Here is a 13,475-nt window from a genome sequence, read left to right on the forward strand (position 1 = left end):
TTTCGGTGGGGAGCCGGGGGGCCATGGACGCGTGGCATCGCATAGGTTCTTTCCTGAGGACGGACCACCTGTGGATTGCGGGATTGGGGACGAAGGCGCGCGATGGCAGGCGAGGTACTTCAACTCCGCGGAGTCGGGGTCAGGCGCGAGCGGGCCACCCTGCTGCGCGACGTCACATGGACGGTCAACGAGAACGAGCGATGGGTGATCGTCGGTCCCAACGGGGCGGGCAAGACGACCCTGCTCCAGATCGCCGCCGCGATGCTGCACCCGACCGTGGGCTCGGTCGAGGTCCTGGAGGAGGAGATCGGCCGCACCGACGTCTTCGAGCTGCGCCCCCGCATCGGCATCGCCAGTTCGGCGGTCGCCGAGCGGGTCCCGACCGGCGAGAAGGTCATCGACCTGGTGCTGACCGCGTCGTATGCGATCCTCGGCCGCTGGCGGGAGGAGTACGACTCCACCGACGTGTCCCGCGCCGTCGAGCTGCTGGACGCGCTGGGCTGCGCCGATCTTCTCCGCCGCAGGTTCAGCACGCTGTCGGAGGGCGAGCGCAAGCGGGTGCAGATCGCCCGCGCGCTGATGCCCGACCCCGAGCTCCTGCTGCTGGACGAGCCCGCCGCGGGCCTCGACCTCGGCGGCCGTGAGGACCTCGTCGCCCGGCTCGGCCGGCTCGCCGACGATCCCGCGGCGCCGACGATGGTGATGGTCACGCACCATGTGGAGGAGGTCCCGGAGGGCTTCACCCACGCGCTGCTGCTGCGCAAGGGCGAGGTCGTCGCGCAGGGCAAGGTCGACGAGGTCTTCACGGGCGAGCACCTGGCGGCCTGCTTCGGCCTTCCGCTGGACGTGGAGCGCCAGAGCGGCCGCTGGTACGCCCGCGCCGCCCGCTGACCACCCACGCGCCGATCCTCCCCCCGTTTTCCGCCGCCCGCTCGGGAGTCGGAAGGAAATTCGCATCTGTCCCAAAGGGGCGACGCGACTTACGATCCAGGTGTGACCCCCACGTTGGTCCTGGCCGTCATCGTCGTCGCGGTGGGCGCGCTCCTGGTCTACCGGGCCGTGCGGATCGTCCCGCAGGCGACGGCCGACATCATCGAACGGTTCGGCCGCTACCACCGGACCCTGCACGCCGGGCTCAGCGTCGTGATCCCGTTCGCTGACCGGGCCCGCGCCCGGATCGACCTGCGCGAGCAGGTGGTCCCGTTCGTCCCGCAGCCGGTGATCACGTCCGAGAACCTCGTGGTGAGCATCGACACGGTCATCTACTACCAGGTCACCGACGCCAAGGCCGCCACGTACGAGGTCGCCGACTTCCTCACCGCGATCGAGCAGCTCACGGTCACGACGCTGCGCAACATCATCGGCGGCATGGACCTGGAGCGCACCCTCACCTCCCGCGAGGAGATCAACACCGAGCTGCGCGGCGTCCTGGACGAGGCGACCGGCAAGTGGGGGATCCGCGTCAACCGGGTCGAGCTGAAGGCCGTGGACCCGCCCGACTCCATCAAGGACGCGATGGAGAAGCAGACCCGCGCCGACCGCGACAAGCGCGCCTCGATCCTGACCGCCGAGGGGCAGAAGCAGTCGGCGATCCTGACCGCCGAGGGCGAGCGGACCTCGTCCGTCCTGCGGGCGCGCGGGGAGGCGGAGGCGGCGGTGCTGTCGGCCGAGGCGGACGCGAAGGCGCAGGCCGCGCGGGCGCGGGGGCAGGCCCAGGCCATCGCGACGGTGTTCAAGGCGATCCACGAGGGCAAGCCCGACCAGCGGCTGCTCGCCTACCAGTACCTGCAGACCCTCCCGAAGATCGCCGAGGGCGGTGCGAACACGGTGTGGGTCGTCCCGAGCGAGATGGGCAAGGTGCTGGAGGGGCTCGGCGGCTTCTTCGGCGCGGCCGGAGCCGCCGGAGCCGCCGGAGCCGCTGGAGCCGCTGGTGCGGCCGGAGCGGCCGGAGCGGCCAGCGCGGCCGCCGCGCAGGCCGAGCGCGACGCCGTTCCCTCGCCGCGCCCGGAACCCGTCCCGGAAAGCGACGACACGGGCGTCCTGCGCGACGACCTGGACGCCAACGGCCGGCCGAGGGACGACGAGGATTACCGTCCCTTCGCCCGCTGACCACGGGTCCGGGCCTCCCTCTCGCGGTCCCAGAGCCCCGGGGTTCGGGCGTGAGCTGCGGAGTCTCTACGATCGGGAGCGCCATGAAGATCTCGTAGAGCTGGGATGGGCCGGACTTGAACGTGCTGGACGCGCTCGCGGTGTTCGCGGCGGGGATCGCCGCCGGAGGCATCAACACGATCGTGGGCTCCGGCACCCTGATCACCTTCCCGACGCTGCTGGCCCTCGGGTACGTGCCGGTGGTGGCCAACGTCTCGAACAACATCGGGCTCGTCCCGGGCACGGTGACCGGCGCGTACGGCTACCGCGAGGAGCTGAAGGGGCAGCGGGAGCGGCTGCTGCGGCTCGGCAGCGCCTCGGTGGTCGGCGCGATCGTCGGCAGCCTGCTGCTGCTCGGCCTGCCCGCCGAGGCGTTCAAGTTCATCGTCCCCGCGCTGATCGTGGTCGCGCTGGTGCTCGTGGTGGTCCAGCCCCGCCTCCAGCGCTGGATGCTGCGGCGGCGCGAGGGAGAGGGCCGCGCGCACGGCGGTCCGTGGCTGTGGGCGGGGGTCCTGCTCGCGGGCGTGTACGGCGGCTACTTCGGCGCCGCGCAGGGCATCGTGCTGATCGCGCTGCTCGGCATCGCGCTGGACGACGACCTGCAGCGGGTCAACGCGGCCAAGAACGTCCTGTCGGCTGTCGTGAACGGCTCGGCGGGGCTGCTGTTCATCGCGATGTCGATCTTCTCGGACACGCGGATCGACTGGTGGGCGGTGCTGCTGATCGCCGCCGGCTCCATCGTCGGCGGGCTGATCGGGGCCCGGGTCGGACGGCGGATCCCGCCGCTGGTGCTGCGCGGGGTGATCGTGGCGGTGGGCCTCGTCGCCATCGCGAATTTGCTGCTCTGACCAGCGGTTTCGGCGCGTCCGGGCGGCCCAGGGAAGGGTTGCCGGTGCCCGGTTCTGGGTATAAGTCGAATATACGTTCGACAGAGAGGGTCGCGCCGATGAAGGGCGACAGGGTGGAGATCGTCATCGACGCCGGGGGCGAGGGGACGCGGGCGTACGAGGTCGTCGCGAGCCGGGCCGGCCGCCGCGTGGAGGTGGCGACCCGCCGCGGGGTCGTGGAGGTCAGCGAGGTCACCCGGACGGGCACCGCCGTCCGGACGGCACGGTTCATGGCCAGCCGCGTGCTGGCCCTCGTGGAGTACCCCATCGCGGACGAGGCCCGCCCCGACGAGACCGATTCGAGCTGACCGGAGAGACCCGAGCCGACCGGAGCGGCCCCCAGGGGTTCAGGCGATGGGGCGGACCTGGACCAGGCCGTCATCGGTGACCCGCGTCTCGAAGGAGGGCTGGCGGCCGGTGGCGGGGCCGTGCACGACCGAGCCGTCCCGCACCCGGAACGTGCTGCCGTGCCAGGGGCAGACGACGCAGACGTCGGCGTTGTCGTCGGTGACGACGCGGCCCTGGTGCAGGGGCCCGGCGAGGTGGCTGCAGCGGTCGGCGAGGACGTGGATGTCGTCGCCGGTCCGCAGGACGAACAGGCTGATGTAGCCGAGGCGGCGGTGCACGGGCCACCCGTCCGGCAGTTCGGACGCGGGGCACAGGTCGTGCCAGCCGAGCCCGACCAGGTGCGCGACCTGGTCGGCGTGGCTGGCGCCCGCGGCCTGCCGGAACGCCAGGTGCCCGCCCAGGTAGCCACCAGCCAGCAGCGCGCTGAGGCCGGCGAACCCGAGCGCCCGCCCGGCGGAGTCCCGGCCCTGGTAGCGGGCCACGAGGGACGCCGAGTAGAGCACGCTCGCGGTGGCCGTCCCGGCGGCGTGGACGAGCCCGACCCGCTGCTGCTCGCGGTGCAGGGCCGACCAGTCGGCGAGGCCGGTGAGCGCGGTCGGGACGGCGCCCGCGAGCCCGGCGGCCACCAGGACCCGCGAGGCGCGCCGCGTCCCCGGGATCAGGTCGAGGACGGCGGCCGACATCCAGCAGCCCATCGGCACGTCCGTCAGCGGCGGGTGCGCGGGGTGCCCGATCGGGACGCCGTGCAGCGCGTCCTTGACCGGCCCGGGGCGCAGCGTCCGCCGCACGGCCTTGGAGATCACGCGGATCGTGCGGTCGAGGCCCTGGGCGTGCTCCAGGCCCTCGGCCGTGTCCACCAGACGCTGCGACGCCTGCGGCCCGGACACGCGCCGGAAGATATTGCTCGCCCGTCGGTTCATGTCCCTCCTCAGGTGCGTGCATCCGGTTCCGAAACAGACGGCCGTAATGGGACTCTCGTTGCGACACTAGTCTTCGTGTTCACCGGCGGCCACCCGGGGGACGGCCTCCCGGCGGTACGGCACCGGCCTGACCGGCCTCCCGCGTACCTACCTGCAGGTAGGACCCCTAAACCCCGTGATCTTCCGGCGCCGGGCTCCGGCGGCGTCCGGCAGTGTCTTCTGCGGAGCGGCGCCTTCGCTTAGAGTGAGGAGAACTGCACACGACCGGACGGGCCGAGCAGATGGACGATGCCATGGGAACGGCCGCCCTCTCCACCGTCATCCGCTCCGACGCGTCGCTGATCGCGGAGGTCGGGCTGCGGTTCCCCGGCTGGGCCGCGTGGCGCAGCGGCACCTTCCGCTGGTGGGCCTACCGCACGGCGGCCGCCGCGCTCACGATCGGGCAGCTGCGCGCCGGGTGCCGTCTGATCGTCGACGCCGACACCTTCACCGAGCTGTGCTCCGCCATCGGCGCGGAGAACGACCTCGCCCACCGCGCCGAGCCCGCGGCGGCCCTGCCCGGCACCGCCTGCGCCTGAGCGGCCGCACCCGGCCACCGCCCGCGGGCCTCAGCACGGCCGCCGCCCGTGGTTCGGAAGTCGCAGCGGTTCGGAAGTCGCAGCGGTTCGGGGGTCACAGCGGTTCGAAGGTCACAGCGGTTCGAGGGTCACCGGGACGCCGTTGAAGACGGCGTTGCCCGACAGGGGGTCGATCCGCATCTCGTCGGTGACGGCGTTGACGTTCACCCCGGCGTGCTTCGCGGCGACGCCCGTGCGGGTGCCGGGGCGGTCGTGGCCCCAGCCGTGCGGGAGGCTGACGACGCCCGCCATGACGGTGTCGGTCGGCTCGGCGACGGCCTCGACGGCGCCCGTCCGCGACACGACCCGCACGGTGTCGCCCGCGGCGATGCCGAGGCGGGCGGCGTCGGCGGGGTTGAGCTGGAGCGTGCAGGTGTTGGAGCCGCGCACCAGTTCGGGGACGTTGTGCAGCCAGCTGTTGTTGGAGCGCAGGTGGCGGCGGCCGATGAGCACGAGGCCGGTGGGGGCGGTGTCGGCGAGGGCGGAGTGGAGCCGGTCGACGTCGGCGGCGAACGTGGGCGGGCACAGCTCGACGCGGCCGGACGTGGTGCACAGGACCTCGTCCAGCCTGGGGTCGAGGGCACCGAGGTCGACGCCGTGCGCGTGCTCGGTGCGGAGCCTGGTCAGGGTGAGGCCGGACGGATCGGCGCCGAACCCGTCGCCGTAGGGGCCGAGCCGGAGCATCATGTCGAGGCGCTGCTCGGTGAGGGTGCCGGTGTCGAGCATCTTGCGCAGCTCGTCCGGCTCCCGGCCGTGCACCGGCGACGCCTCCAGCGCGGTGGCCTTCTCCAGCGTCGTCCTGATGATCATCTCGTCGAGCGCGGCCGGGTCGCTGCCCGCTCCAGAAGTGATCATGGCGAGCCGGGCGAGCAGCTCCGCCTCGCTCGGACGGCCGTCCGCCGGCGGCACGATCGGCGGCGAGTAGCGCGCGTAGTTCCGGACGGCGAGGCCCAGCAGCGCGAGGTCGTAGTGCGGCGTCTGCGCCGGGCGCGGCGGCGGCAGGATCACGTGCGCGTGCCGGGTCGTCTCGTTCAGGTACGGGTCGACGCTCACCATGAAGTCGAGCCCGGCGAGCGCGCGGTCGAGCCGCTCGCCGTTCGGGGCCGACAGCACCGGGTTCCCGCCGATGGTGATCAGCGCCCGGATCCGCCCCTCGCCGGGCGTCTCGATCTCGTCGGCGAGCGTGGCGACGGGAAGCTCGCCGTTGACCTCGGGGAGCCCGCGGACGCGGCTGCGCCAGCGCCCGGTCGTGAACGGCCTCTTGCGCCGGTACACGGGCGCGTGCGCGGGACGCGGGAACATCGCGCCGCCCGGACGGTCGAGGTTCCCGGTCAGGACGTTGAGGACGTCCACGAGCCAGCTGTTGAGCGTCCCGTACGCCTGGGTACAGGTGCCGATGCGCCCGTAGACGGCGGCGCGTCCGGCTGCGGCCAGCTCGCGGGCCGTGCGCCGGATGACCGCGGCGGGGATGCCGGTGACGGAGGCGACGCGCTCCGGAGGGAAGTCGACGGCGAGGGCGCGCAGGTCGTCCAGGCCGTTGACGCGTCCGGCGAGGTGCTCGGCGGTGGTGGCCAGGTCCTCGGCGAACAGCGTGTGGACGAGCGCGATGAGCAGGTACGCGTCCGTGCCCGGACGGATGAACAGGTGCTCGTCGGCGAGGGCGGCCGTGCGGGTCCGGCGCGGGTCGACCACCGTGACCTTGCCCCCGCGCGCCTGGATGGCCTTGAGCCGTCCAGGGAAGTCGGGCGCCGAGCAGAGGCTTCCGTTGGACTCCAGCGGGTTGGCGCCGAGCATCAGCAGATGGTCGGTGCGGTCCAGGTCCGGTACGGGGATGGCCAGGGGGTCGCCGAACATGTGCCCGCAGCTGACGTGCTTCGGCATCTGGTCGGCGGTGCTGGCCGTGTAGAAGTTGCGGGTGCCGAGCGCCTTGACGATCGCGCCCGCGTAGAGCGGGCCCGCCACCGAGTGGGCCGTCGGGTTGCCGATATAGACGGCCACGGAATCCTTGCCGTGCTCGGCGATGAGACGGGTCAGTTCCCGCCGGACGATCTCGAACGCGCCGTCCCAGCCCGCGGGAATGTGCGCCGGCGGCCGGGAGCCCGCGGCGGGAGCCGCGTCGCCGTCGAGGACGAGCGCCTCGGTCAGCCGGTCGGGGTCGCCGTCCAGGCTTCCGAGCGTCGCGCCCTTGGGGCAGATGAATCCCTTGCTGAACGGGTCGTTCCTGTCCCCGCGGACGCGCTTCACCACCCCCGCGCCGTCCAGGGTCAGCTCCAGCCCGCACAGGGCTTCGCAGAGGGGGCAGGTGCGGAAGGCCGTGCGGTCGCCCATCGGACGCTCCTTGTCAGCGGGGCCGTTTTCCATGATGGCGCGTTCCATCCGAGGGCGCCATTCCCGGGGGGTTCGGGCATAGCCCGGACGCCATTTTCGGAGTTACTTTGAAGGAGGGGACTTTTGGCCGCCCCAGGGAGCTGCTATGGAGCCGTGGATCGCCTGGCTGCTGCTGGCGGCGCTGCTCGGGATCGCCGAGCTGCTCACGCTGACCCTGGCGCTCGGGCTGCTGGCCGTCGCGGCGCTGGCCGCCGGGCTGACCGGCGCGCTCGGGCTCCCGCTCGGCGCGCAGGTCGCGGTGTTCGCGGCCGGTTCGATCGCCGGCCTCGCCGTGGTGCGCCCGATCGCGCACCGGCACATCAAGCAGCCGCCCGCGCTGCGCACCGGCACCGCCGCGCTGGTCGGGCGGGAGGCCTTCACGCTGACCGAGGTCAGCCGCGCGGGCGGTCGCGCCCGGATCGGGGGCGAGGAGTGGACGGCCCGTCCCTATGACCCCGACCTGGTCATCCCGGCGGACACCCCCGCCGACGTCCTCGCCATCGAGGGGGCCACGGCCCTGCTGTACCCCGTCCCCGGCCGGGACGGGTGAGGAGCCATCATGACCGATATCGCCATCGCCGTCCTCGTCGTCCTGATCGCGGGGGTGATCGTGCTGGCCACCGCGGTGACGCGGACGGTGTGGATCGTCCCGCAGGCGCGGGCCCGCAACGTCGAGCGCCTGGGCCGCTACAACCGCACGCTCGAACCGGGGATCAGCTTCGTCGTGCCGTTCGTGGACCGCGTGAAGTCCCTCATCGACCTGCGCGAGCAGGTGATCGCCTTCAAGGCGCAGCCCGTCATCACCGAGGACAACGTGGTCGTGCACATCGACACCGTGCTGTTCTTCCAGGTCACCGACCCGCGTGCCGCCGACTACGAGATCGTCGACTATATCAAGGCGATCGAGCAGCTCACCGCGACGACGCTGCGCAACGTGATCGGCACCCTGGACCTGGAGGCCACCCTGACCTCCCGCGACCGGATCAACACCGCGCTGCGCGGCGTTCTGGACGACGCGTCCGGCAAGTGGGGCATCCGCGTGACCCGCGTGGAGATCAAGGCGATCGAGCCGCCCGCCTCCATCAAGGACGCGATGGAGAAGCAGATGCGCGCCGAGCGGGAGAAGCGCGCCGCGATCCTGACCGCCGAGGGCGCGCGGCAGTCCAAGATCCTCACCGCGGAGGGCGACAAGCAGTCGTCGATCCTCAAGGCCGAGGGCGCCAAGCGGGCGGCCATCCTGGAGGCCGAGGGCCAGTCCGCGGCGATCGAGCAGGTCTTCGCCTCGATCCACGCCGCCGACCCGGACCCGAAGCTGCTCGCCTACCAGTACCTTCAGACGCTCCCGAAGCTCGCCGAGGGCCAGGGCAGCACGTTCTGGGTGATCCCCAGCGAGGTCACGACGGCGCTCCAGGCGGTGTCGCAGGCGTTCGGCGGCTCGCTGGACGAGGCCACCTCGGCCCTCGGCCGCGCCGCCCGTCCGCCCGCCGGCTCCTCGGGCCGTCCGGCCGACGACTCGTCCTCCCGTTCCGGCCTGGAGGCGCCCGCGTCGCCCGAGCTCTCCGCCGGGGAGGAGCACGCCATCACCCCGCCGTACGAGCTGGCGCCCGGCGACACGCAACAGGCAACGTCCGGATAAGCTCGCCCTTTTCAGGGAACCGGTGTCGCCGAGCGGACACCTGGAGGGTATGAACCCGCAAACCCCCACGGACGCCGAGTTGTGGCGCCGGGCGCGTGACGGAGACGAGCGGGCCTTCGGGACGCTCTTCGACCGGCACGCGCGGACGGTCTACAACTACTGCTTCCGGCGCACGGCGAGCTGGTCGGAGGCGGAGGACCTCACCTCGGTGGTCTTCCTGGAGACCTGGCGGCGGCGCGCGCACGTCTCCCTGCCGTCCGGGTCGATGCTGCCCTGGCTGTACGGCGTCGCCACCAACGTCTTGCACAACCACCGCCGGAGCCTGCGCCGGCACCGGCAGGCGCTGTCGCGGCTGCCCGCGCCGGTGCCGCAGCCGGACGGCGCGGACGAGGCCGCGGAACGGCTGGACGCCGAGCGCCGCATGCGGCAGGTGATGGACTCGATCAAGACGCTGCCGCGCCACGATCGGGAGGTGCTCGTCCTGTGCGTCTGGGAGGGGCTCGGCTACGCGGAGGCGGCGGAGGCGCTCGGCATCCCGGTCGGCACGCTCCGGTCCCGGCTGGCCCGCGCCCGCGCGCGCCTGCGCGACGCCCCGCCGGAACCCGATCCGGAACCGGGTCCGGTGCCCGGACACATGAAGGGTGAACGCCCCACGCCGCACTTCTCGGAGGAGACCTCATGAACGATCTCGTCCCGCCGCGCCGGGATCTTCCGCAGGGCCGCCACGAGGCCCTCCGCGCGCATCTGATCGGCGAACTCCCCGCTCGGCGCGGGATGCGCCACCGCCGTCGCCTCGCAGTCGGGGGCCTCGCCGCGGCGGGACTGGCCGCGGCCGCCGCCGTGGTCGTCCTCGTCCCCGCCGGCGGGGAGGACCACGGTCCGGTGCTGACGAACGTCGGCGCCACGGAGGTCCTCACGCGGGCCTCCCGCGCCGCCGCTGCCCGTCCCGACCTCAAGCCGCGCCCCGACCAGTTCCTCTACGTGGAGTCCAGGGACTACCAGCGCCCCGGCCCGGACCCCGAGGTGGAGGAGGGCGGGGCCGGAAAGCGGCGCGCCTGGCTCTCGATCGACGGCCGGCACGCCGGGCTCATCCGCGGTTCCGAGAACGGGCGGAAGGAAGAGAGCACCTGGCTGTGCTCGAACTCCGCAGAGGGGCAGGAGGGCGCGGCGAATCCGACGAGCCGCAACCCGAGGGTCGACCTCGCCCACCCGCCGACCGGCTGCCGCAGCGAGGGGGCCCTCCTGACCGGGATGCCGAACAGCGTCGAGGCCATGCGCCGCTGGCTCTACAAGCATTCCCACGGAGACAACCCGCCGGACGTCCAGGCGTTCACCACCGTGGGGGACTCCATCCGCGAGCACTACGTCCAGCCGAGGACGCTGTCGCTCCTCTTCGCCGCGGCGGCGCGCCTGCCCGGCGTCACCGTCACGCGCGGCGTCACCGACCTGGCCGGGCGCAAGGGCATCGCCGTCGGGCAGACGTGGCAGCAGGTCCGCAAGGAGCTGATCTTCGACGCCCGCACCTACGCGCTCCTGGGTGAACGGACGGTCGTGGACCTGCAGAGCACGTGGCGACCGTCGGGCGCCTCGCCGTCACCGTCCGGGTCGGCGAGGGCACCGGGCAAGCAGGGCACGGTGCTGTACGCGTCGGCGGAGCTCAAGATGGCGGTGACCGACAGGGCGGGGCAGCAGCCCCGCTGACCAGGGCGTACCGGTTCACAGAGGGGCGGCCCCGCCATCGGGGCCGCCCCTACGGGCGCGGATCAGGAGCCGTTGACGCTCAGGCCCTTGGCGACGCGGTCACCGAGGTCCTTGTGGACGTTGCGCCAGTACTCCACGACGCGCTTCTTCATGTCGCCGGTCACCTCGGGGGCGGTGGCGTGCGCGACGATGTTGCCGACCAGGTGGTCGCGGTCGGTGCCGGACAGGACCTTCTCCCACAGGGCGCGGGGCTGGACGTAGTCGTCGTCGTCGCGGTGCCGCGTGGAGGCGCTGCGGACGATCTCGCCCGCGACCTCGTAGCTGTCGTCCTTCCACAGTTCCGGGTCGGCGACGGGGCCGCCCATGCTGTTCGGCGCGTACACCGGGTCGCTGGAGTTGTAGTAGGCCATCGCGCCGTCCTTGTTGTAGGTGTGCACCTCGTTCTTCGGACGGTTGACGGGCAGCTGGAGGTAGTTCGGGCCGATCCGGTACCGGTGGGCGTCGGGGTAGGAGAACAGGCGGCCCTGCAGCATCTTGTCGGGGGACGCGCCGATGCCGGGGACGAGGTTGGAGGGCTCGAAGGCCGCCTGCTCGATCTCGGCGAAGTAGTTCTCCGGGTTCCGGTTCAGCGTCCACCTGCCGATGGTGATCGGCGGGTAGTCGCCGTGCGGCCAGACCTTGGTCAGGTCGAACGGGTTGAACCGGTAGTCGGCGGCGTCCTCGAACGGCATGACCTGGACCTGGACGGTCCACGACGGGTGGTCGCCCCGCTTGATGGCGTCGTACAGGTCGCGGATGTGGAGGTCGTGCTCCGCCGCGTCGGCCTCCTCGCGCGTGAGGTTCTTGATTCCCTGGTCGGTCTTGAAGTGGTACTTGACCCAGAACTTCTCGCCCGCCGCGTTGTACCAGAGGAAGGTGTGCGAGCCGTAGCCGTTGATGTGCCGCCAGCTCGCCGGGGTGCCGCGGTCGGTCATCAGGAGCGTGACCTGGTGGGCCGTCTCGGGCGACAGCGACCAGAAGTCCCACTGCATGTTGTGGTCGCGCAGGTGGTTGTCGGCGCGGCGCTTCTGCGAGTGGATGAAGTCGGAGAACTTCTGCGGGTCACGGACGAAGAAGATCGGCGTGTTGTTGCCGACGAGGTCGTAGACGCCGTCCTCGGTGTAGAACTTCATTGCGAAGCCGCGCGGGTCGCGTGCGGCGTCGGCGCTGCCCAGCTCGCCCGCGACGGTGCTGAACCGCACGAGCGACTCGGTCCGCGCGCCCTTCTGGAACAGCTTCGCCTTGGTGAACTGGCTGACGTCCTCGGTGATCTCCAGGACGCCGAACGCGCCGCCGCCCTTGGCGTGCACGACCCGCTCGGGGACGCGCTCGCGGTTGAAGTGCGCCATCTTCTGGATGAGGTAGTGGTCCTGCAGCAGAAGCGGGCCGTTAGGGCCGACGGACTGCGAATGCTCGTCGCTGGGGGCGGCGTTGCCGGCGTCGTTGGTGGTGGTGGGCCTGTAGGACATGGGCGCGGTTCCTTCCTCGCTCCGTTGGTGATGCGGATCCGCGGGGGTCGTCGGCCGGGCGGCAGTCCAGGTGGTGGTGGTTGTCGCCTACGCGGCTCAACCTATCCCCCTAAAGACGAAGCATTCAAGAGAATGAATTGTACGTCTTTAGATTCCGGCGCCCTGGCCGCCGGGACCGGACGGGCCGTCCGGCGAACTTCCGCTTGATCACCCGAATCCAAGTGTGCTGAGAAGTTCGAGCAGGGAGGACGTCATGGGAGCTGGACGTGGGACGAGGCGGGCGTCCGCCCTGCTGGCAGGCCCGATGCTGGCCGTGGCGCTCGCGACGGGCGGATGCGGCGTCCTGGCCTCGGCCTCGGACGGCGAGAAGCCCTCGGGGCAGCCGTTCACCGTCGCGTTCGGCGGCGACGTGCACTTCGAGGGGGAGCTGCGCGCCCGGCTCGACGCGTCCCCCGACACCGCGCTCGGCCCGGTCGCGGACCAGCTGAGGCGCGCCGACCTCGCCATGGTCAACCTGGAGACGGCGGTCACCGCGGGCGGCACCCCCGCCCCGAAGCAGTTCACGTTCCGCGCGCCGCCCGCGGCCTTCCGGGCCTTGAAGGCCGCCGGCGTGGACGTGGCGACCATGGCGAACAACCACGGCATGGACTACGGCGAGACCGGCTTGCAGGACTCGCTGGCCGCCGGGAGGCAGGCCGGGTTCCCCGTCGTGGGCATCGGACGGAACACGGGCGAGGCGTTCCGTCCGCACCGGGTCACGGTCAAGGGGGCGAAGGTCGCGGTCATCGGCGCCACCCAGGTGCTGGACGACAACCTGATCCAGGCGTGGACGGCGACGGGCGCCAAGGCCGGGCTCGCCTCCGCCAAGGACGCGCCGCGCCTCGTCCAGGCCGTGAAGGACGCCCGCGAGGACTCCGACGTCGTGATCGTCGACCTGCACTGGGGGCAGGAGCTCAACTCGTGCGCCACCCCCGCCCAGCGGCAGCTCGCCGCGCAGCTCGCCGACGCCGGCGCGGACGCGATCGTCGGCAGCCACGCGCACGTGCTCCTCGCGGGCGGCTACCTCAAGGGCAAGTACGTCCACTACGGCCTCGGCAACTTCGTCTTCTACAACTCCGCCGGGCGGACGGCGCAGAGCGGCGTCCTCACCCTGACGTTCGACCCGCGCGCCAAGGCGACCCGCGTGACCCGCGCCGACTGGGCCCCGGCGCAGATCTCCGGCGGCGTCCCGCGGCCGCTGACCGGAACCGCCGCCCAGCAGGCCCGCGCGGAGTGGGAGTCCCTGCGCCGCTGCGCCGATGTGAAGGCGTCCGCCGCCTGATCCTCCGGGGGTTTCACGTGAA

Annotated in this window: 13 protein-coding genes; 10 read left to right on the top strand and 3 right to left on the bottom strand. The window is 72.3% G+C overall.

Annotated features, from left to right (window positions below; all coding sequences use genetic code 11):
• Positions 1-102 precede the first annotated feature (102 nt).
• The 4 genes from E1298_RS11925 (at position 103) to E1298_RS11940 (ending at position 3,343) form a co-directional block, all read left to right on the top strand.
• The gene (locus tag E1298_RS11925; RefSeq protein WP_131892355.1) at positions 103-891 is read left to right on the top strand and encodes an ABC transporter ATP-binding protein; all 789 of its coding nucleotides are present in this window, start codon (positions 103-105) and stop codon (positions 889-891) included.
• Between the two features lie 102 nt (positions 892-993).
• The gene (locus E1298_RS11930; RefSeq protein ID WP_131892357.1) at positions 994-2,109 is read left to right on the top strand and encodes an SPFH domain-containing protein; all 1,116 of its coding nucleotides are present in this window, start codon (positions 994-996) and stop codon (positions 2,107-2,109) included.
• A gap of 116 nt (positions 2,110-2,225) precedes the next feature.
• Complete coding sequence (locus tag E1298_RS11935; protein ID WP_131892359.1) at positions 2,226-2,996, top strand: sulfite exporter TauE/SafE family protein; 771 nt, start codon at positions 2,226-2,228, stop codon at positions 2,994-2,996.
• A gap of 98 nt (positions 2,997-3,094) precedes the next feature.
• Positions 3,095-3,343, top strand: a complete 249-nt coding sequence (locus tag E1298_RS11940) for a hypothetical protein (RefSeq protein WP_131892361.1) — start codon at positions 3,095-3,097, stop codon at positions 3,341-3,343.
• Between the two features lie 39 nt (positions 3,344-3,382).
• Here the strand turns inward: E1298_RS11940 and E1298_RS11945 are convergent, their stop codons facing one another.
• Entirely contained in the window at positions 3,383-4,303 is a 921-nt protein-coding gene (locus E1298_RS11945) for a Rieske (2Fe-2S) protein (protein WP_131892363.1), read from the bottom strand.
• Positions 4,304-4,596: 293 nt separating this feature from the next.
• Between E1298_RS11945 and E1298_RS11950 the strand changes: the two genes are divergently transcribed.
• Complete coding sequence (locus tag E1298_RS11950) at positions 4,597-4,881, top strand: hypothetical protein (protein ID WP_131892365.1); 285 nt, start codon at positions 4,597-4,599, stop codon at positions 4,879-4,881.
• A gap of 111 nt (positions 4,882-4,992) precedes the next feature.
• On the opposite strand, the gene E1298_RS11955 is transcribed toward E1298_RS11950, so the two are convergent.
• Complete coding sequence (locus E1298_RS11955) at positions 4,993-7,248, bottom strand: molybdopterin oxidoreductase family protein (protein WP_131892367.1); 2,256 nt, start codon at positions 7,246-7,248, stop codon at positions 4,993-4,995.
• Between the two features lie 145 nt (positions 7,249-7,393).
• Here E1298_RS11955 and E1298_RS11960 point away from each other — a divergent pair, with 145 nt between their 5' ends.
• The 4 genes from E1298_RS11960 to E1298_RS11975 are packed head-to-tail and all read left to right on the top strand — an operon-like array spanning position 7,394 to position 10,624.
• Positions 7,394-7,837: an NfeD family protein gene (locus E1298_RS11960; RefSeq protein ID WP_131892369.1), complete on the top strand. Its 444-nt coding sequence runs from the start codon at positions 7,394-7,396 to the stop codon at positions 7,835-7,837.
• A 9-nt stretch (positions 7,838-7,846) separates the two neighbouring features.
• Positions 7,847-8,923 (top strand): SPFH domain-containing protein, encoded by a 1,077-nt coding sequence (locus tag E1298_RS11965; RefSeq protein WP_131892371.1) that lies wholly within the window; start codon positions 7,847-7,849, stop codon positions 8,921-8,923.
• Positions 8,924-8,972: 49 nt separating this feature from the next.
• On the top strand, positions 8,973-9,605 hold the full coding sequence (locus E1298_RS11970; protein WP_131892373.1) for an RNA polymerase sigma factor: 633 nt from the start codon (positions 8,973-8,975) through the stop codon (positions 9,603-9,605).
• The gene (locus E1298_RS11975) at positions 9,602-10,624 is read left to right on the top strand and encodes a CU044_5270 family protein (protein WP_131892375.1); all 1,023 of its coding nucleotides are present in this window, start codon (positions 9,602-9,604) and stop codon (positions 10,622-10,624) included. The genes E1298_RS11970 and E1298_RS11975 overlap by 4 nt, the downstream gene beginning before the upstream one ends.
• Before the next feature lie 62 nt (positions 10,625-10,686).
• Here the strand turns inward: E1298_RS11975 and E1298_RS11980 are convergent, their stop codons facing one another.
• On the bottom strand, positions 10,687-12,132 hold the full coding sequence (locus tag E1298_RS11980; RefSeq protein WP_131892377.1) for a catalase: 1,446 nt from the start codon (positions 12,130-12,132) through the stop codon (positions 10,687-10,689).
• Between the two features lie 253 nt (positions 12,133-12,385).
• On the opposite strand from E1298_RS11980, the gene E1298_RS11985 reads away from it, so the two are divergent.
• Positions 12,386-13,453, top strand: coding sequence for a CapA family protein (locus E1298_RS11985; RefSeq protein ID WP_131892379.1), 1,068 nt, complete (start codon positions 12,386-12,388; stop codon positions 13,451-13,453).
• Positions 13,454-13,475: the final 22 nt, after the last annotated feature.

Origin of the sequence: Actinomadura rubrisoli (genome assembly GCF_004349215.1) — a bacterium.
In the GTDB taxonomy this organism is placed as follows: domain Bacteria; phylum Actinomycetota; class Actinomycetes; order Streptosporangiales; family Streptosporangiaceae; genus Spirillospora; species Spirillospora rubrisoli.